Source organism: Stutzerimonas sp. VN223-3, assembly GCF_045999685.1.
Taxonomy (GTDB): Bacteria; Pseudomonadota; Gammaproteobacteria; order Pseudomonadales; family Pseudomonadaceae; genus Stutzerimonas; species Stutzerimonas stutzeri_AR.
The window spans coordinates 245,886-264,670 of sequence record NZ_RBEC01000002.1 but is presented as its reverse complement, the minus strand read 5'-3'; the positions used below and the strand labels follow the sequence as shown (position 1 = coordinate 264,670).

The 18,785-nt window shown below is 60.9% G+C and carries 21 protein-coding genes; 10 read left to right on the top strand and 11 right to left on the bottom strand.

The features are described from left to right. Positions 1-88: 88 nt before the first annotated feature. The 3 genes from D7241_RS10085 to D7241_RS10075 all read right to left on the bottom strand — a co-directional run bounded on the left by D7241_RS10085 (position 89) and on the right by D7241_RS10075 (position 2,435). Complete coding sequence (locus tag D7241_RS10085) at positions 89-403, bottom strand: hypothetical protein (protein ID WP_408101410.1); 315 nt, start codon at positions 401-403, stop codon at positions 89-91. A gap of 421 nt (positions 404-824) precedes the next feature. After that, positions 825-1,268 (bottom strand): ketosteroid isomerase-related protein, encoded by a 444-nt coding sequence (locus D7241_RS10080; RefSeq protein WP_408101409.1) that lies wholly within the window; start codon positions 1,266-1,268, stop codon positions 825-827. A 156-nt stretch (positions 1,269-1,424) separates the two neighbouring features. Further along, positions 1,425-2,435 carry an SDR family oxidoreductase gene (locus tag D7241_RS10075; RefSeq protein ID WP_408101408.1) on the bottom strand — a complete coding sequence of 337 codons (1,011 nt, stop codon included), beginning with the start codon at positions 2,433-2,435 and terminating at the stop codon, positions 1,425-1,427. 277 nt (positions 2,436-2,712) lie between these two features. Here D7241_RS10075 and D7241_RS10070 point away from each other — a divergent pair, with 277 nt between their 5' ends. Then, positions 2,713-3,864, top strand: a complete 1,152-nt coding sequence (locus D7241_RS10070) for an acyltransferase family protein (RefSeq protein WP_408101407.1) — start codon at positions 2,713-2,715, stop codon at positions 3,862-3,864. On the opposite strand, the gene csgH is transcribed toward D7241_RS10070, so the two are convergent. From csgH to D7241_RS10045, 5 genes are all read right to left on the bottom strand, one after another. Further along, positions 3,850-4,335, bottom strand: coding sequence for a curli-like amyloid fiber formation chaperone CsgH (csgH, locus tag D7241_RS10065; protein ID WP_408101406.1), 486 nt, complete (start codon positions 4,333-4,335; stop codon positions 3,850-3,852). The genes D7241_RS10070 and csgH overlap by 15 nt on opposite strands. 47 nt (positions 4,336-4,382) lie before the next feature. Next, positions 4,383-5,312, bottom strand: a complete 930-nt coding sequence (locus D7241_RS10060; protein WP_408101405.1) for a hypothetical protein — start codon at positions 5,310-5,312, stop codon at positions 4,383-4,385. Between the two features lie 20 nt (positions 5,313-5,332). Next, a complete protein-coding gene (locus D7241_RS10055) occupies positions 5,333-5,821 on the bottom strand; it encodes a curli production assembly protein CsgB (protein ID WP_408101404.1) in 489 nt (162 codons plus the stop codon). Positions 5,822-5,938: 117 nt separating this feature from the next. Continuing rightward, entirely contained in the window at positions 5,939-6,349 is a 411-nt protein-coding gene (locus D7241_RS10050; RefSeq protein WP_408101403.1) for a CsgE family curli-type amyloid fiber assembly protein, read from the bottom strand. Next, positions 6,337-6,921 (bottom strand): response regulator transcription factor, encoded by a 585-nt coding sequence (locus D7241_RS10045; RefSeq protein WP_255980229.1) that lies wholly within the window; start codon positions 6,919-6,921, stop codon positions 6,337-6,339. The genes D7241_RS10050 and D7241_RS10045 overlap by 13 nt, the downstream gene beginning before the upstream one ends. 279 nt (positions 6,922-7,200) lie before the next feature. Here D7241_RS10045 and D7241_RS10040 point away from each other — a divergent pair, with 279 nt between their 5' ends. The 3 genes from D7241_RS10040 to D7241_RS10030 all read left to right on the top strand — a co-directional run bounded on the left by D7241_RS10040 (position 7,201) and on the right by D7241_RS10030 (position 9,893). Beyond that, the gene (locus D7241_RS10040) at positions 7,201-8,898 is read left to right on the top strand and encodes an OPT family oligopeptide transporter (protein ID WP_408101402.1); all 1,698 of its coding nucleotides are present in this window, start codon (positions 7,201-7,203) and stop codon (positions 8,896-8,898) included. Between the two features lie 243 nt (positions 8,899-9,141). Next, complete coding sequence (locus D7241_RS10035) at positions 9,142-9,468, top strand: hypothetical protein (RefSeq protein WP_408101401.1); 327 nt, start codon at positions 9,142-9,144, stop codon at positions 9,466-9,468. Positions 9,469-9,605: 137 nt separating this feature from the next. After that, on the top strand, positions 9,606-9,893 hold the full coding sequence (locus D7241_RS10030) for a hypothetical protein (protein ID WP_408101400.1): 288 nt from the start codon (positions 9,606-9,608) through the stop codon (positions 9,891-9,893). Positions 9,894-9,960: 67 nt separating this feature from the next. Here D7241_RS10030 and serA read toward each other — a convergent pair whose 3' ends face one another. Then, positions 9,961-11,190 carry a phosphoglycerate dehydrogenase gene (serA, locus tag D7241_RS10025; protein WP_408101399.1) on the bottom strand — a complete coding sequence of 410 codons (1,230 nt, stop codon included), beginning with the start codon at positions 11,188-11,190 and terminating at the stop codon, positions 9,961-9,963. 200 nt (positions 11,191-11,390) lie between these two features. On the opposite strand from serA, the gene D7241_RS10020 reads away from it, so the two are divergent. The 3 genes from D7241_RS10020 to D7241_RS10010 all read left to right on the top strand — a co-directional run bounded on the left by D7241_RS10020 (position 11,391) and on the right by D7241_RS10010 (position 14,511). Continuing rightward, entirely contained in the window at positions 11,391-12,782 is a 1,392-nt protein-coding gene (locus D7241_RS10020) for an FAD-binding oxidoreductase (RefSeq protein WP_408101398.1), read from the top strand. Between the two features lie 52 nt (positions 12,783-12,834). Next, complete coding sequence (locus D7241_RS10015) at positions 12,835-13,500, top strand: fumarylacetoacetate hydrolase family protein (protein WP_408101397.1); 666 nt, start codon at positions 12,835-12,837, stop codon at positions 13,498-13,500. Between the two features lie 111 nt (positions 13,501-13,611). Beyond that, positions 13,612-14,511 (top strand): SdiA-regulated domain-containing protein, encoded by a 900-nt coding sequence (locus D7241_RS10010; RefSeq protein WP_408102310.1) that lies wholly within the window; start codon positions 13,612-13,614, stop codon positions 14,509-14,511. 93 nt (positions 14,512-14,604) lie between these two features. Here the strand turns inward: D7241_RS10010 and rpiA are convergent, their stop codons facing one another. Next, a complete protein-coding gene (gene rpiA / locus D7241_RS10005; RefSeq protein ID WP_408101396.1) occupies positions 14,605-15,276 on the bottom strand; it encodes a ribose-5-phosphate isomerase RpiA in 672 nt (223 codons plus the stop codon). A 152-nt stretch (positions 15,277-15,428) separates the two neighbouring features. Between rpiA and ilvA the strand changes: the two genes are divergently transcribed. Together ilvA and D7241_RS09995 are read left to right on the top strand one after the other, a co-directional pair. Continuing rightward, a complete protein-coding gene (ilvA, locus tag D7241_RS10000; protein ID WP_255979783.1) occupies positions 15,429-16,964 on the top strand; it encodes a threonine ammonia-lyase, biosynthetic in 1,536 nt (511 codons plus the stop codon). A 21-nt stretch (positions 16,965-16,985) separates the two neighbouring features. Then, the gene (locus D7241_RS09995) at positions 16,986-17,426 is read left to right on the top strand and encodes a DUF2269 family protein (protein WP_408101395.1); all 441 of its coding nucleotides are present in this window, start codon (positions 16,986-16,988) and stop codon (positions 17,424-17,426) included. A gap of 32 nt (positions 17,427-17,458) precedes the next feature. Here D7241_RS09995 and D7241_RS09990 read toward each other — a convergent pair whose 3' ends face one another. Next, positions 17,459-18,112, bottom strand: coding sequence for an HAD family hydrolase (locus tag D7241_RS09990; RefSeq protein WP_408101394.1), 654 nt, complete (start codon positions 18,110-18,112; stop codon positions 17,459-17,461). A gap of 178 nt (positions 18,113-18,290) precedes the next feature. On the opposite strand from D7241_RS09990, the gene D7241_RS09985 reads away from it, so the two are divergent. Beyond that, complete coding sequence (locus D7241_RS09985; protein WP_031310843.1) at positions 18,291-18,770, top strand: RNA pyrophosphohydrolase; 480 nt, start codon at positions 18,291-18,293, stop codon at positions 18,768-18,770. Positions 18,771-18,785: the final 15 nt, after the last annotated feature.

The following is an 18,785-nucleotide window of genomic DNA, read 5'->3' as shown; positions in this document are numbered from 1 at the left end:
AAATAAAGTTTTATCGCTTCGCACAGAAAAATAAAATTGCTGATAATTAAAAAGGCGCCTACGGCGCCTTAGGTGAATCGGTTGTTTTTTAAGTTCGGCCTAGACCGGTTCGGTCGCTGCCATCCTCGGCGATCATCATTTGACCCAGCGGTGTGCGATCGAAGCCATCATCGGCGATACGGTCTGCCTGCGGTGTCAGATCAAATCCATCTTCGGCAAATTGCTCGCCAAGTGGCGTCCGTTCAAAGCCATTTTCCGAGACAGTGCGATCGGGCGCGGCACGGTCCAACACGGTACTGATACTGTGTGCTTCGCCCAGCAAAGGTTGCGGATGAGTTGGCGGAACGGCCAGAGCAGTTGTCGTGACGCTGGCCATAACCAGACTTGCCAATAATGCTTTCATGTCATGTCCTCGATAGAGTGGGTACGGGACTCATGCTACTAACGAGAGTTGGAGCGGCAAACGCGCACGCATCGATAGTGCAAATCGACGATCGTGATAACGCGCTGGCAGGGAAATAACTGTCAGTCGGAATATATACGAGCTTGTCCCGATTCTGTCCGAACCGTGTTACATGCGCTTATAGAAAAGAAGTAACAGCTCATGGATATCGAGCTTTCCAACAGTCCGCTAGCCTGTGGCTTCGCCAGATGTCGTCCTGTTGTTCCGGGGCAGTGGTTGCAGACGAGCGCCACAGCACCGCGGCGGGAAATTAGCGTCTTGAGGAGCAGCCTTCGCGGCATTCAGCCTGCCTTTGGTGTCATGGGCCATGCCCAATGGACCGCGAGACTGCGACGATGGCTGCGTAGCAATCACGGCCCGATCAGGGCAGGGCTTTTTCCGCGTAGGTGCGGGTTTGCAGGCCCAGCTGGGCGCGAAAACTTTCCATGTCGAACATGGTGCAGATTTCGCGGATCTGCCCGCTCGGCGTGATCGTCCAGAACGCCATCGCCGAAATGCTCAGCACCTTGTCGCTGGGTGGGTAGCCGAGGGCTGCGTTCTCGATGGTGCCAATGAGAGTGCTCCAGGTGACGACCTTGTCGCCTTCGGCGATGCATTCCTCGATCACCACTTCCAGATCCGGCATGGCGGTGCGGATTTGCCCGACCATTGCCAGAAAATTGGTGCTGCCGAGCGGGTGGCCGACGAAGGAGCTTTTGTACAGAAAATCTTTGCTGTGCAGCTGATCGGCCAGCGCCATGTGGCCGCGGTTCCAGGTCAGGTCGATGTGTTTGCGAACCAGTTTTTTACCGTCGTCCAATGACATGAATGCTCTTCCGGTTGTAGATGCCGAGATGCAGAACTGTAGCAGTAGATATCTTTCGAGGCAGCTCCCGGAGCGCCTGTTCGTCGGTTCGGTTGCAATAGCATCGACACCAGCCGCGGGGCAGCTTAGCCGCCGCTGCTGCGTGTTGATCGGACTTCAGCGCTGACGTCGCCCGAGCAGTGCAAAGACAGCGATCGCACCCATTGCTACGGCAGCCGTAGTCGCCACCGGATGCTGCGAGGCGCGCGTATAAAGGCTGCGTGTCAGCACCATGCCGGGATAATTGCCGGAGGCCTTGCCATCGCCGGCCCGGCCAACGTCGCGGTCATACAACGCGCCGTCGCGGTGGCGGTCCTGGCGGCCGCTCTGGATGGCATTGTAGACAAAGGTTCGGTTGACCCAGTCGGCCAGGCGCGGGGCGTTCTGCGCCAGGCGCGACAGCAGCTTGGCATTGCCGATGTAGACGTCGCGCTGCGGGTGCTCGGCCGCGTGGAGGATCGCCTGTGCCACCACTTCCGGCGCGTAGACCGGCGGCGGAAACACTGGCGCGCTGGGCAGATAATTCTTTGAATGGTCCATGAACAGGGTGTCGGTGGAAGACGGCCGCACCAGGGTCACCGATATCGGTGTGTCGGATTTTTGCAACTCGACCCGCAGCACGTCGGTCATTGCCTTGATCGCATGCTTGCTGGCGCTGTAGCTGGCGTGGAAGGGCAGCGCATTGGCCGACTCCACGCTGCCGATGTTGATCAGCGCGCCGCCCTTGTTGCGCAGATGTTTCACCGCAATCGAAGAGCCGTAATGGGTGCCCCAGAAATTGGTTTGCATGACTTGGTAGTGATCCTCGTCGCTGACCTCGTCGAAGCGGCCCCAGACCGAGTTACCGGCATTGTTGATCCAGGTATCGAAACCGCCGAAACGCTCGACGGCCTGGCTGGCGACCCGTTCGAGCTGCTCGCGCTCACCGACGTCGGCCATCACATGCAGGACCCGGTCGCCCGCGTTCAGGTCGCGCTCAACATCTGCCAAGGCCAGTTCGTTGCGTGCCACCAGCACCACGCGGGCGCCTTGTTCGACGGCCAGGCGAGCGGTGGCCAGGCCGATGCCGCTCGACGCGCCGGTGATGACGATGACTTGTTCATGCAGGGGTTTCAGGGAAATTCGCATCGGACCTCCTGTTGCCACCGGCCGCGCCGGCAAGGGTGGATTGGCTCGGTAGAAGCCGCAGGCCCGCTTGCGGTTCCAGGGAGGCGATGGATGGCTGCGACAGAGCCTTACGGACGCCCGACTTCTCTGAAATAGTTTGAAATAATTGCTGGAACTCTTTGATGGCAGATTGCTCTCAGTACTTGCGTTAGGAGGTTCTTCCTGCGGATGTGGTTAGGAGGCGCTGCTCGATCAATCGATGCGGCGGGCGTACTTGGATGTCGAGCAAGGTGCATGAATGAAACGCTTTGTCGTACTGGATAGTTTTCGCGGTATCTGTGCGGTTGCGGTTGTGTTGTTTCATACCCAGATCTTGTTGAGTTTTTCCGAACTCAGCTTTTTCCGGCACGCCGACCTCTTCGTTGAGTTCTTTTTCGTGCTTAGCGGCTTCGTCATGTTTCACGCCTATGGCACTCGCGAATTCGGCCCGCAGGTCCTGAGGCGTTTCGCCATCAGCCGGACCTTTCGGCTGTATCCGCTGCATCTGGTGATGCTGTTGGTGTTCATCGGCCTGGAGTTCGGCAAGCTGTGGGCGGAGCACCATGGATTTTCCTTCAACGATGCCGCGTTCACCGGCAAGACGGCGCCGAGCGAGATCCTGCCCAACGCGTTGTTGCTGCAGTCGTGGATAGGCGGCTTCAATAGCTTGTCTTTCAACACACCAGCCTGGAGCATCAGCATCGAGTACTACCTGTACATGCTGTTGGCGCTGGTGTTGTTGCTTGTGCCGCGCTATTGCGGGCGGCTCCTCGCGCTGGCGACGCTGATCTCCTTCGTGGCGCTGTACGTCGATCTCGACGTGATCAAGCCGTTCATCTGGCGTGGCGCGTCCTGCTTTTTCGCCGGTGCGCTGACCTATCGGCTGTATCAGGCGCTCGAACCGGCGCTCGATCGGATCGACGACAGGCTGTTCTTCAGCGTTCTGGAGGTGCTGTGTCTGTTGCTGGTCTATCGCACCTTGACGCACCCGACCCCGCATCAAGGCATCATCGCTAGCCTGCTGTTCTGTGTGGTGGTGCTGGTTTTCGCTGGCGAACGCGGTGCGGTTTCGCGGCTGTTGCAGCGACGGGGCTTTGCCCGGTTGGGTGAACTGTCGTTCTCTATTTACCTGACGCACGCTGCGGTGATCTTCGCCTTCACCAGCGCCGCGGTGGTGATATCCAAGCTCACGGGCAGCGAATACACCATGATTCTTCAGCAGCCTGGCAGCGAGCAGATCATGCGTTACATCAGTACCGGCAACGTGCTCGTGGATGACCTGCTGACCTTGCTCGAACTGGGTATGGTGTTGGCGGTGTCGAGCCTGACGTATCACTACGTCGAGCTGAAGGGCATCGAGATGGGGCGTCGAGTGGCGCGGAACGAGCCGCTGGGGTTATCGCAGGTCTGAGACGGGCACAGCGGGAGGAACAGTGCCGGCTATCAGCTCAGGTGCTTCGTGTGGTTGCTCGATGGGCTGGAGTTCCAACTCCATGGGTGGCGGTTCGTCAGGTGCAGCCTCGGGGCTGGCCGGCCGGGCCGCTGGATAGCTCTGCTGCAGCGGCGGCTGCGGTTGGCCATCGATGCTCCATTCGAGGGTCGCATCGACACGGCTATCGGCGGACAGGCCGAGACGATTGTTGAGCGGGCATTGCGCGGCAGGACCACTGACCAGTGCGCCAGAGTGCCTACTGCGGCTGGTCCCGGCTTTGCCGCTGGTCCGAACCTCCAGGCTATAGCTCAGGTTGTGCGCCTGCGGGCTGCTGAAGCAGAGCCGCAGCGCCAGCCGATCGTTGCCTTCGGGGGTCAGTTCAAGGCGAGCCGCGACCGGCAGGGCGCCGGACGCCAGCAATAGGCTTGCCAGGGTAACGGCGCTCAACATGAGGGTGGCTCCGCTCGTTTGGCGCTGCGAAGTGGAGTGCTAGATGGCTATTGCTGGCTGACGGTAGCCAGGTTGCCGGTACCGGTTTGTTGAATGATAGCCGTCATGTTTGCCGCAGCCTGGTTGATGTAGGCCGCGTTGGCATCGCCCGTTTGGGTAATCCGTGCCTCGCTGTACTGGGCAAGCTGGCGGATGTCGGCCAGGTTGCCATCGCCTGTCTGGGCCACGCTGGCCTGGTTGCCTTCGAACCCCTGGACCAGTTCGACGCTGTTGTCATCGCCGATCGAATAACCCCGGAAGCTATGGCCGCGACCGCTTTGCTCAACGGTCAGCAAGTTATCGTCACCGGTCTGATTGAACGTAACCTCACCAAACAAGGCGTTCTGCGTGACATGCGCAGTGTTCAGATTGCCATTCTGGGCCAGCTGGATATTGCCGGCATCGCCTTGGTCGACCGTGGCCAGATTTTCGTCGCCGACCTGGTACACCGCAAGACTCGTACCGTGGTAGATGCCGTCCTGCGTCAGGGTCACCGTGTTGTCATTACCGATTTGATACGCCTCGGCCTGTGCAAACCCTTGTTGCGTGGCGGAAATCGAGTTGCCATCGCCAATGCTGCTGATGTTCAGATCATTGGCGTACCAGGTCTGCACCACGTCGGCGCTGTTGCCGTTGCCCTGCTGATAGACGCTTGCGGTGGCGAAGTAACTGTCGGGCGACTGATAGATGGAGGCATCGTTGTTGCCGCCAACCTGCACGATGTTGCCCTGGTTCGATTCAGCGGCTTGGGCCTGATAGACCGAGCCCGTGTTGCTGGTGCCGTTCTGCCTGACCAACGCCTCGTTCAGCATGCCGGTCTGGTCGATGGTGGCGGTATTGTCGTTGCCGGTCTGATCGACCTCGGCGGTGTTGTCGGCGTGAGCGCCGATGGCCGTAGCCAGCAGAGCGGTAAACGCGATGGTGTGCAGTCTGCGCATGACAATTTCCTTTTGTTGTTTTAGCGGTGCTGAACGATCTGGACGCGCTGGCCGCTTCCGTATTGGATGACGCTGCTACTCATACCGCTGCCGAGCTGCTCGATGCTGGCGTTGTTATTGGCGCCTACCTGGGCGATAGCCGCCACGTTGTCGCTGCCGATCTGGGTGATATCGGCCAGATTGCCCTGGCCGATCTGAAGGATGGTGGCGAGCTGGTTTTCGCCCTGCTGGAGAATGAAGGCCTGCTGATCGCTGCCCTGCTGAATGATGCTGGCCAGCTGGTTCTCGCCGATCTGGCTGAGGTCGGCCAGGTTGTCGCTGCCTTGCTGCAGCACCTGCGCAGTCTGGCCGGCGGGTAGCTGTGTGGCGAGGCCCGCCGTGTCACCGAGGCTGAACGAGCTATCGGCGAGGTCGGCATTGTCCAGCAGATCGGCGGCCTGGAGCGGAACGTTGACGATCAGTAGAAGGGTGGCGAACAAGCCGCGGCGAAACAGCGCTAGACAATCCATGCAGGCACCTCGAAATAGTGCTCGGATTCTTGATTGGTAACGCTGCGATGAACATCCATCGAATGATGCAAAACACACCGTTGCTGATAAATGGAACGGCTTAATCCTGTCGCATGGTCAAAGCTCATCGCGATCCATATCGAAGGTGTCCTGGAGGAGGTTCTGCAGCTTGCTGCGGCTGATTTCATCGAGAATAAGCCGTGCGGCTTCGTCAGCGATTGCCTCGATTTCCGCCACGTTGGGTTGCAGGAACCGGCGGTACACGGTGCGCTGGCCGTATTCCACCCAGACCAGGCTGCCCCAGCGTGCCGAGGGCCGCTCGCGGACCACCAGATCGGCTTCGAGGTCGCTGGCGTCCTGCAACTGGAAGCTCAGGTAGCGGTGGAAGTCGTGGCCGAAGCGGGTGATGGTGTTGTCAATGATCAGCCCGCTCAGTTCCGCTTCGTCCTGTGCCTGCTCCGTCTGCTCCTGCGCCTGCAACGGACTGACCAGAAGTAGCAGGAGCAGGCCAAGCGTCAGGCGTGACATGGCTCGGACCAGTCCAGCCGGCCGCGCAGCAGGAACGCCGCCTCGGCGCGGTTGGAGGCGCCGATCTTGCGCAGCAGGTTATGGATGTGGCTCTTGATGGTATGCGGGCTCAGGCACAGCTGTTCGGCGATCTCTGCGTTGGACAGGCCTTTGCCGGCCAGGCTGAGAATCTCGCGCTCGCGCAGGGTCAGTGACGGCTTGCTGCCGGCGAGCTGGCGCATGCGGCGCCACTGGCTGAGCAGCCGCTCGGTCAGTACTCGCGGCAGCCAGTCGCCGCCATCGAGCAACACCTGGATGCCGTCGAGCAGATGCTCGCGGGTCGCGTGGCTGTAGAACACGCCGCGAATGCCGGGGTGCTTGTCCACCAACCGCTCGGCTTGCTCCGGAGCGATATTGACCAGCGCCACGGGTGTTTGCTCATCGAGCCGATCGAGAAGCGTGGAAAGTTGTTCGGTCTGGCTGTTGCCGGCGTCGACCAGATAGAGGTCGGCGGCATCCCTGGAGGCTTCGTCGAGCCGGGTCAGGCATACGTCCAGTTGGGCCTGTTCACCGAGGAAGTGTCTGAAGAACAATCCCAAGAGTTCATTGCCGGTGAGCAGGGTCACAGTAGGGTGGTTACGTTCCCGGTGGGTAAGATCCGCTTCGTCCATGTTCGATCCTTGGTCTGGGTACCGTTATGTCGCGTAGAAAAGTTACTAAACGACCGGCGCTAAATGACTAAGTTCAGCGTTCAGGTAGCGATTGAGAGGGCATCTGCGCTGGGACGGCGATAAGCCGACGGACGGTTAGGTCGGCATCCGGGTGGACTGAATGGGCTAAGGTGAGTCAATCACCCATTGGATGGAGCCGGCATGAGCCCGTCTCGCGAACTCACGTTGCGCGCGTTGACCACCGGCTTGCTGCTGGGCGCCGTGCTGACGCCTTCGAATATTTATTCCGGGTTGAAGATCGGCTGGTCTTTCAATATGTCGATCATTGCGCTGCTGGTCGGGTTCGCCTTCTGGCAAAGCCTGGCCAGGTTCTTTCGCCGACCAGCCTGGTCGCTGCACGAAAGCAATATCAACCAGACTGCCGCCTCGTCCGCTGCCTCGATCATCTCCAGTGGGTTGGTGGCACCGATTCCCGCCTATACGCTGATCACCGGACAGCAACTGGACACCCTGCCGCTGATGGCCTGGGTGTTTTCGGTGAGCTTTCTCGGCGTCTGGGTTGCGTGGTATCTGCGCCCGTCGCTGATCGTCGAGGCGCAGCTACGCTTTCCCGAGGGCATGGCCACGCTGGCAACCATGCAGCAGATCTACAGCCACGGCGCGGAAGCGACCCGGCGACTGCTGGTGCTTGGAGCGGCGGCGTTGCTGGCGGCGGCGAGCAAGCTGATCGACAGCCTGCTCTGGGCGCTGCCGCGTTGGGCGCCGAGTGCCCAGCTGGAGCGGCTCACGTTCAGCCTCGAGCCGTCGCTGTTGTTGGTCGGGTTCGGCGGGATCATCGGCCTGCGAGTCGGTTTGTCGCTGTTGCTCGGCGCGGTACTCGCGTGGGGGCTGCTGGCGCCCTGGCTGGTTGCCGAGAGTTTGGTGACGATACCGGCGGATGCCAGCGGACCGCAATTCGCGCTGCTGATTGAATGGTTGCTCTGGCCGGGGGTAAGCCTGATGGTCTGTGCCACGCTGACCTCGCTCGGATTGCGCGTCCTGCGTGCACGTCGCGGCGACTCTGCGCGCCGCCTGCAGCTGGGTCGACCGGCCACTTTACCGGCGCTCGGTCTGGCCTTGGCAGCAGTCTTGGTGATTGCCCTGCAAGTCATGCTGTTCGGTATCCATCCGCTGATGGCGGCGTTGTCGATTCCGTTGGCATTGCTGCTGGCGATGGTGGCGGCGCGGGTCGTCGGTGCCACCGGCATCCCGCCGATCGGCGCCATCGGTCAGCTGTCGCAACTGAGTTTCGGCGTGATCGCTCCCGGCCAGGTGGCGATCAACCTGATGAGCGCCAATACCGCCGGCGGTGCGGCGGGGCAATGCACCGATCTGCTCAATGACTTCAAGGTCGGGCACGCCATCGGTGCCGCGCCATCTCGGCAGGTGGTCGCGCAGTGCCTGGGCATTCTGGTAGGCAGCATGGTCGGAGTGCTGGTCTATCAGTTGCTGATTCCAGACCCGCAGACGATGCTGATTACTACCGAATGGCCAGCACCGGCAGTGGCCACCTGGAAGGCGGTAGCCGAGGCACTGACGGCGGGTCTGGATTCGATCAGCAGCGATATCCGCTGGGCAATGTTCGCGGGGGCGCTGAGTGGCGTACTGCTGGGTGCATTCGAGGGTCTGCTGCCGGCGCATCGGCTGCGCTGGTTGCCGAGTTCCGCGGCGCTCGGTCTGGCCTTCATCATCCCGGCCTCGATCTCGCTGATGATGACCTTCGGCGCGCTGCTGGCCTGGCTGTTCTCTGCGCGTTGGGGCAGCCTCGCGGAGCGCTTCGTCATTGTCGCCGCCGCCGGACTGGTGGCGGGCGAGAGCTTGGCCGGGATCGGCATTTCCCTCTGGCAGCTGCTGCGCTGAGGTACGCCGCTAGTGGCGCTAGGCATGGTTCTAGCGGGCATGCTCTATGAAGACATTGTCGGCGATCGCCCCGAAGAGGACGAACGGTCACGACTGGCATATGGCGACGAACGGTAATCCCTCGCCGGTGCTGTTTTTGGCGCTTCGCGGCGTCCAGGAGAGAATTTGTAACGCGCTTGATGCAACCCCTGCGCCTGCCTGATGCCGGAATGAAGGTAACCCTTGGAAAATAGGAGAGCGCACATGCAAACGAAAAAATTAGCTGCCTTGACTCTGGCCAGTCTGATGTCCGCGGGCGTTTTCGCGGCAGGTACTACCGATATGGACAGCGACACCAGCGGCGAAACCATGAACGAGTCGATGGATGGCAAAACCACCGATGATACCAACCGTTCGGGCATGACCACCGGTGCCGGTACTACTACCGACTCTGGCGCTGAAGCAGGCCCAGGCACCGGTACTGGCACAGGTGTCGGCAATACCACTGGCACCGGTAACAGCTCGACTGGCGCGGGTGCGGGCGGTAATGGCGGTACGGGTGCGGGCGGCTCCGGCGGTGCGGGCAACTGATGCGGTCACGGCCTGCGAAGCCTCGGCCGACGCTGGTTGGCGCTTTTAACTTTTAAAGTAGCGTTAGCCTCTGGTGTACCGCTGAAAGCCGTTGTTGCGCGAGGCTGCCAAGCTGTTACCCACTCTTGGAGTGAGCCATGAATCTGCGTCTTCTGATATTCGCTGCAGCTTTCGCGGCCGCTTCCGCTGCGCTGGCGACTGGTACCGGGCCGACGTTGCCGGAAAAAACTCGCGAGCATCCGCTGGATAATCGCGAGCCCCGACAGGACGTCATCGATCAGCAGAACGATACCCAACCCCGGCCACCCACGCTGGATGCGCCGCCCGAGGTGCCGCCGGTCGAACCGGTCGAGCGTCCTTCGCAGCAGGAACTGCCCGAGCGCCGCGGTACCGACGCCAGCGGTAATCACGCTCCGGCGAGCTGAACGTCCGACTAACCGGCAGTAACGAAAAAGGGAGGCCGAAGCCTCCCTTTTTCATCCTGTATCAGCTTTAAAACAACACGCGGCTGCGGATGGTGCCGTTGACGTGCTGGAGCTTTTCCAAGGCCAGATCGGAGTATTCGGCATCGACGTCGATCACCACGTAACCGACCTTCTCATTGGTTTGCAGGAACTGGCCGGCAATGTTGATGCCGTTCTCGGCGAATACGCGGTTGATCTCGCTCATCACACCGGGGATGTTCTGGTGGATGTGCAGCAGACGGTGCTTGCCGGGATGCGATGGCAGCGCCACTTCCGGGAAGTTGACCGAAGATACCGAGGTGCCGTTGTCACTGTACTTGACCAGCTTCTCCGCTACTTCCAGACCGATATTGGCCTGGGCTTCGGCAGTGGAGCCACCGATGTGCGGCGTGAGGATCACGCGGTCCAGGCCACGCAGCGGGCTTTCGAACTCTTCGTCGTTGGACTTGGGCTCGACCGGGAACACGTCGATGGCGGCACCGATCAGGTGCTCGTCCTTGATCGCAGCGGCCAGGTGATCCAGCTCGACCACGGTGCCGCGCGCGGCGTTGATCAGGATGCTGCCCTTCTTCATTGCGCGGATTTCCTTCTCGCCGATCATCCACTGGGTGGACGGCAGCTCCGGAACGTGCAGCGAGACGATGTCGCACATGCCCAGCAGTTCATACAGCGAGCCGATCTGAGTGGCGTTGCCCAGCGGCAGCTTGGTCACCACGTCATAGAAGAACACCTGCATGCCCAGTGCTTCGGCAAGAACCGAAAGCTGGGTGCCGATGGAACCGTAACCAATGATGCCGAGCTTCTTGCCGCGTATCTCGAAGGAGTTGGCCGCCGACTTGATCCAGCCGCCGCGTTGGCAGGAAGCGTTCTTTTCGGGGATACCGCGCAGTAGCAGGATGGCTTCGGCCAGCACCAGCTCGGCTACCGAGCGGGTGTTGGAGTAGGGGGCGTTGAACACCGCGATGCCGCGCTCGCGGGCGGCATTGAGGTCGACCTGGTTGGTTCCGATGCAGAAGCAGCCGACGGCGATCAGCTTCTTGGCGCAGTCGAAAACCTCTTCGGTGAGCTGGGTGCGCGAGCGGATCCCGATGAAATGGGCGTCAGCGATCTTCTCCTTCAACGCCTCCTCGGTCAGCGCAGTCTTGAGGTACTCGATGTTGGAGTAGCCTGCGGCTTTGAGAGTGTCGACAGCGTTCTGGTGTACGCCTTCGAGGAGAAGGAACTTGATCTTGCTCTTGTCGAGAGAGGTCTGGCTCATCTGCGTTAAAACCTTAAGGCCGAAGGATAGGACTGAAGTGTCCAGCGAAGGCTGGCCGAACCGGGTGAAAGCGGTGTCGGGAAGTCTGCCGAGGCACGTTGAAAGGGGGGCGTATGCTAGCATACGAGCCCCTCGAAGCACCCCCATCCCTGAGCTGAAGCGTATTCAGGGTGACTATGAATCGTATGAGAGTTCCCGTCATGACCGACCCCGCCTTGATCGATGAGCTGAAGACCCTGGTCGAGCCCGGCAAAGTGCTCACCGATGCCAGTTCCTTGGAAACCTATGGCAAGGACTGGACCAAGCATTTCGCCCCTGCACCTTCAGCCATCGTGTTCCCTAAGAACGTCGAGCAGGTACAGGCAATCGTTCGTTGGGCCAACGAGCGCAAGGTTGCGCTGGTCCCGTCGGGCGGGCGCACCGGCTTGTCTGCCGCCGCGGTGGCGGCTGATGGCGAGGTCGTCGTGTCCTTCGACTACATGAACCAGATTCTCGATTTCAACGGGATGGACCGCACGGTGGTTTGCCAGCCCGGTGTGGTCACCGCACAGCTGCAGCAGTTCGCCGAGGACAAGGGCCTGTATTACCCGGTGGACTTCGCCTCTGCCGGTTCCAGCCAGATCGGCGGCAATATCGGCACCAACGCTGGCGGCATCAAGGTGATTCGCTACGGCATGACCCGCAACTGGGTGGCCGGGCTGAAGGTGGTCACCGGCAAGGGCGATCTGCTAGAGCTGAACAAGGATCTGATCAAGAACGCCACCGGCTACGATTTGCGCCAGCTATTCATCGGTGCCGAGGGCACGCTGGGCTTCGTCGTCGAGGCGACCATGCGCCTGGAGCGCCAGCCGACCAACCTCACCGCGATGGTGCTGGGTACGCCGGACTTCGACTCGATCATGCCGGTGCTGCATGCCTTCCAGGACAAGCTGGACCTGACCGCGTTCGAATTTTTCTCCGACAAGTGCCTGGACAAGCTCCTCGGCCGCGGCGACATTCCGGCGCCCTTCGAGACTCGCACGCCGTTCTATGCGCTGCTCGAGTTCGAGGCGACCACCGAAGAGCGTGCCGAGCAGGCTCTGGGGACCTTCGAACATTGCGTCAACGAAGGTTGGGTGATCGACGGCGTGATGAGCCAGAGCGACCAACAGCTGCAGAACCTGTGGAAGCTGCGCGAGTATATCTCCGAGACCATCTCGCATTGGACGCCTTACAAGAACGACATCTCGGTCACCGTTTCCAAAGTGCCGGCCTTCCTCGCCGACATCGACGCCATCGTCACCAACAACTACCCGGATTTCGAGGTGCTCTGGTACGGCCACATCGGTGATGGCAACCTGCACCTGAACATCCTCAAGCCCGAAGCGCTGTCCAAGGACGAGTTCTTCGACAAGTGCGCTTCGGTCAACAAATGGGTGTTCGAGACGGTAGAAAAATACAACGGTTCGATTTCCGCCGAACATGGCGTCGGCATGACCAAGTGCGACTATCTGGAATACAGCCGGTCGCCCGCGGAAATTGCGTATATGAAGGCGATCAAAGCAGCGTTCGACCCCAACGGGATCATGAATCCGGGCAAGATTTTTGCCTAAAGCTGAGCATTTGGCCTTCTGCAGCTTGCAGCGCCCTTTTAAGGATTTCGCAATGAACTACAAACACCAGTACACCGACGGCACGCCAATTCATTACCCGTTGGGCAAGGTGGTCTGCATCGGTCGCAATTATGCCGAGCACGCCAAGGAACTGAACAACCCGGTACCGACCGAGCCGCTGCTGTTCATCAAGGCTGGTAGCTGCACGGTACCGCTGGCGGGCGGTTTCACTATCCCGACCGACCGTGGCGCGGTGCATTACGAGGCGGAGATTGCCGTGTTGATCGGCAAGCCGCTGTCGCGCAAGCCGAACGACGAGGAAGTCCGTGATGCGATCTCCGGCTTCGCCCCGGCATTGGATCTGACCCTGCGCGACGTGCAGGCCAAGCTCAAGGAAAAGGGCCATCCCTGGGAGACCGCCAAGAGCTTCGATGGCGCCTGCGTGCTGGCGCCCTTCGTACCGGGTGATGCGGTACAGGACCTGACCGATATCGGCATTCGCCTGACTATCAACGGTGAAGTTCGCCAGGACGGCAACAGTAGCCAGATGCTCAATACCATCCTGCCGCTGCTGCAGCACATCGCTGGACACTTCAGCCTGCAGCCGGGCGATGTAGTGCTGACCGGTACGCCGGCCGGTGTCGGTCCGCTGAAGCAGGGCGATCAGTTGGTGCTGGAGTTGGTCGGGCTGTCGCGCTTCGAGAGCCGCGTGCTCTGATTCACCTGGGCCGGGTGCGCTCTGGCGCATCCGGCCGCTGTTCTCGTTTCTTCTTCGCTACTGGTCATGCTGTAATCCGGCCCCGCCCTGGGTTTGATCTCCATGCCAGCCATCGCTACTCACACTTCTCGCCTACGTCTGTTTCTCTATGCCTTGCTGTTGTTTGCCGTGTCCGCGGTGATCGTGGCCGGCGCGCTGCTGCATTGGGACGACCAGCTCAAGTTGTATTGGCAGGAGCAGTCAGTCGACGCTGAGCAACGCATAGAAAGTATCTGGTTGCCTGATTACCAATTGTCATTACAGACGACGTTGGTTGGTCTGGAGGAGGATGAAACTTCCGGTCTGACCTGGAATCCGCTCACCGGTACGCTGTTCACCGTCACCGGGCAAAACCCACAGCTCATCGAATTCACGCCCGGTGGGGTCGTGTTGCGGCGGGTGAAGCTGACCGGCTTTTCCGATCCTGAAGCGGTCGAGGCGCTGAGTGACGGGCGACTGGCCATCGTCGACGAGCGCCGCCGACTGGTCGCGGTCTTTCGCCTGGAGCCTGGTGTGCAGAGCCTCGATCTCGACGATATGGCCCGTTACGACCTGGGATTCGCCGGGGAAGGCAATAAAGGTTTCGAGGGGCTAGCCTGGAATCCGAGAACACAGCGGATGCTGCTGGCCAAGGAACGCGACCCGCAGGGACTGTTCGAGCTGCCATTCCCCGAAGACGGCAGCGCCGGAACACTCGAGGCACTCCCCAGCCAGCCCCTGCTGGTGCGCGATATTTCCTCGGTGACCATCGATCCGCGCACCGGCCATACCCTGATGCTTTCCGATGAGTCCCGATTGCTGGTCGAACTCGACCTGCAGGGCCGTCCACGCAGTTTCATCAGCCTGTTTGGCGGCCTCAACGGCCTGGTACAGGGAATCGACCAGGCCGAAGGCGTGGCAATGGACAATCAGGGCAACATCTACGTTGTTGGCGAGCCGAATCGGTTTTACGTGTTCAGCCAGCGGCAGTAGAAACCGATAAAGGCGCTGGAGGCTGGAAAGCTGGGCGAAAGAGTAGGCGTAGGGTGGGTTAGCGACGGGATCACCATCTGCCTGCCGCCAGCCTCAGAGCTTGATCGTCTGCACGCCGTCCTTGGTGCCCAGCAGCAAGACGTCAGCCGGACGCGCAGCGAACAGGCCGTTGGTGACGACGCCGACGATGTTGTTGATCTGCGCTTCGACATCAGGCGCGAAGCCGATCATCAAATTATGTACGTCGAGGATGACGTTACCGTTGTCGGTCACCACACCTTCACGATAGACCGGATCGCTACCCAGCTTGACCAGTTCTCGCGCGACATGGCTGCGAGCCATGGGAATGACTTCGACCGGTAGCGGGAAGGCACCGAGCCGGTCGACCAGCTTGCTGCCGTCGGCGATGCAGATGAAGGTCTTGGCCACCGCGGCGACGATCTTTTCGCGGGTCAGGGCCGCGCCGCCGCCCTTGATCAGTTCCAGGTGGCTGTTGGCTTCGTCGGCGCCATCAACGTAGAACTCCAGCTCGGATACAGAATTCAGGTCATAGACCGGGATACCGTGCCCTTTCAGGCGCTCGGCCGTAGCATCGGAACTCGCCACTGCGCCATCGAAGACACCCTTGTGCCTGGCCAGCAGATCGATGAAAAAGTTGGCGGTGGAGCCGGTGCCAACGCCGACGATGCTGCGGTCGGTGAGCTGCGGGACGATGAGGTCGACGGCGGCCTGGGCGACGGCCTGCTTGAGTTGGTCCTGGGTCATGGCGTAAGGGTCCGGGCGAAGTGGAATCGAAAGTGGGAAATTATAACGGGGCCTCACCGGTGGGTCTTGCCCGGCGAGACTGTAACGGTGAATTGCGCGCCGATTGCCGGTGGTCGCAGGGTTTTTCGCAGAGTAGACTCGTTGGCCCCGCAATGCCCGCCAAGATAGCCACGATGCTCGAACAATACGTCAAGAAGATCCTCACCTCGCGCGTCTATGACGTTGCGGTAGAAACCCCGTTGCAGCCCGCCCGCCAGCTCTCCGAGCGGCTCGGCAATCAGATTCTGCTCAAGCGCGAGGATCTGCAGCCGGTGTTTTCGTTCAAGATTCGCGGCGCCTATAACAAGCTGGCGCAGCTGTCCCCCGAGGAACTGGCGCGTGGCGTGGTGACTGCATCGGCCGGCAACCATGCCCAGGGCTTGGCACTGGCCGCGCGCGAACTGGGTATCAAGGCGACCATCGTCATGCCGCGTACCACGCCGGAACTTAAAGTGCAGGGCGTGCGCGCCCGTGGCGGCAAGGTGGTGCTGCACGGCGACGCCTTCCCTGACGCGCTGGCGCATTCGCTGAAGCTGGTCGAGGAAAAGGGTTACGTCTACATCCATCCCTATGACGATCCGCATGTGATTGCCGGACAAGGCACCGTGGCGATGGAAATCATGCGTCAACATCAGGGCCGGCTGGATGCGGTGTTCGTGCCCGTGGGCGGCGGTGGGTTGATCGCAGGCGTCGCGGCGTACATTAAATATCTACGGCCCGAGACGAAGGTTATCGGCGTCGAGCCGGACGATTCCAACTGCTTGCAGCAAGCCATGGCCGCGGGAGAGCGAGTGGTGCTGTCTCAGGTCGGACTGTTCGCCGATGGCGTGGCGGTGGCGCAGATCGGCCAGCACTGCTTCGATATCTGCAAGGATTACGTCGATGAAGTGATCACTGTCAGTACCGACGAAATCTGCGCGGCGATCAAAGACATCTACGACGACACCCGCTCGATCACCGAACCGGCCGGTGCGCTGGCCGTAGCCGGTATCAAGAAATACGTCGAGCGTGACGGCATAGAAAATCAGGTGCTGGTCGGCATCGACTCGGGTGCCAACGTCAATTTCGACCGCCTGCGTCATGTCGCCGAGCGTGCCGAGCTTGGCGAAAAGCGCGAGGCGATCATCGCCGTGACCATCCCCGAGCAGCCAGGGAGTTTCAAGGCGTTCTGCGAGGCCATCGGAAAGCGTCAGATTACTGAGTTCAATTACCGCTACCACCAGAATCGCGAAGCGCACATCTTCGTCGGCGTGCAGACCCACCCGGAAAACGATCCGCGCGCGGCGCTGGTGGAAGGGCTGCTGGCCAAAGGTTTCCCGGTGCTCGACCTCACCGACAATGAACTGGCCAAGCTGCATACCCGTCACATGGTCGGCGGGCACGCTTCCGGCGTGAGCGACGAAGTAGTGTTCCGCTTCGAATTCCCGGAACGTCCCGGCGCGCTGTTCAACTTTCTCAACAATCTGGGCGGGCGCTGGAATATCTCGATGTTCCATTACCGTAACCATGGCGCGGCCGATGGTCGTGTGGTCGCTGGGCTGCAGGTGCCGGCCGAAGAGCGCCACCTGCTGCCGGCGGCGCTGGACAAGATCGGCTATCGCTACTGGGACGAGACGGATAATCCGGCCTATCAACTGTTTCTCGGCTGACCAGCCGTACCGCGAGGATCAATGGAACACTATCAGCTGCTGAACATTGTCCATGCCGCATTGGCGATTCTGCTCACGCTCGGGCTGATCGCCCACATCATCATGCTGTGGAAGGCTTGGCGCCGGGGCGATGCCGCTGTGATGCAGCAGAAGCTGCGCCGCACTCGGTTGATGTCGCTGCCGCTGCTCGCGGTGTTGGCGCTGTTGCTGCCTGTCACCGGCTGGTGGCTGGCGCATCTGGCGGCCTTTCCGCTCGGCCAGCTGTGGCTGCTGGCGAGCTCGGTGCTATTCCTGATCCTGGTACCGCTTGGATTATTGCTCGGCGGGCGCCTGCGCGCCTGGCAGGGCTTGGGTGAGAGGCAGGCCCCGGCCAGCCTGCCGCGCTTTGCACTGATCTATGCCGGGCTGATCCTGCTGATTCTGATCGCTATCATGGGGCTGATGGGCGCCAAGCCGGTTTAACCGTCCGCTGACGTAACGCCCACGCCCTGGTATCAGCGCAGACTGATGATCGCCCACCCGCGCTGCTGGGCGATCTCGCGTAGGGTCGGGTCGGGGTCTACCGCCACCGGATGGCTGACGCGTTCGAGCAAGGGCAGGTCGTTGCGCGAGTCACTATAGAAATAGCTATCGTCCAGGCTTTGCCCACTCTCTTTCAGCCAGCGCTCGATGCGCGTGACCTTGCCTTCCTGGAAACAGGGGATATCGGTGAGGCGGCCGGTATAGCGGCCGTCGAGCATTTCACATTCGGTGGCCAGCAGCGTATCGACGCCCAGGCGCTTAGCAATCGGCCCGGTGATAAAGCGGTTGGTGGCGGTGATGATCACTACACGATCGCCGGCCTCATGATGCTGACGCACCAGCGCTTCGCCCTTGGCCAGCACGATGGGTTCGATGTGGTCACGCATGAATTCGGCATGCCATTGCTGCAGCTGCGCCATTTCGCTGCGGCCAAGCAACTCCTGGCAGAAGTTCTGATACTCCAGCACGTCCAGCTCGCCGGTCAGGTAGTCCTGGTAGAAGGCATCGTTGCGCGCCTTGTACGCGACTGCGTCGACCAGTCCGCGCTGGCAGAGAAATTCGCCCCAGGCGTGATCGCTGTCACCAGCCAACAGGGTATTGTCGAGATCGAATAGAGCCAGGCGCACGCTGCTTCCTCGGAACGGATGTATGAGCGCAAAGCATAGCGGGATTGCCCCGCGCATGGCAGCTGGAAGGCGTCGCCCAAGGCCGCGAGCCTCTCGATCACTGGCCGTTCAGTGTGCTTTCTGCTTCGCGTCTTTTTGTGGAACAATGCCGCGACATGCGTTTGCGAGGTTGTATGCCGTGATCGACTCCGATGGTTTTCGCCCCAATGTCGGCATCATCCTGACCAATGATGCCGGACAGGTGCTTTGGGCCCGACGGATTAATCAGGACGCCTGGCAATTCCCGCAAGGCGGGATCAATCCACGCGAGACGCCGGAAGAGGCGCTTTACCGCGAGCTCAACGAAGAGGTCGGTCTCGAACAGCAGGACGTGAAGATTCTCGCCTGTACCCGTGGCTGGTTGCGCTATCGTCTGCCGCAACGCCTGGTGCGCACCCATAGTCAGCCACTGTGCATCGGGCAGAAGCAGAAGTGGTTTCTCCTGCGTCTGACCGGCGCGGAGGATCGGGTGCGCATGGATCTCACGGGTAAGCCCGAGTTCGATGGCTGGCGCTGGGTCAGTTACTGGTACCCGCTGGGGCAGGTAGTCACCTTCAAGCGCGAGGTTTACCGTCGCGCCTTAAAAGAACTCGCCCCGCGCCTTCTGGCGCGGGATTGACGGGAGAAAGCCCCT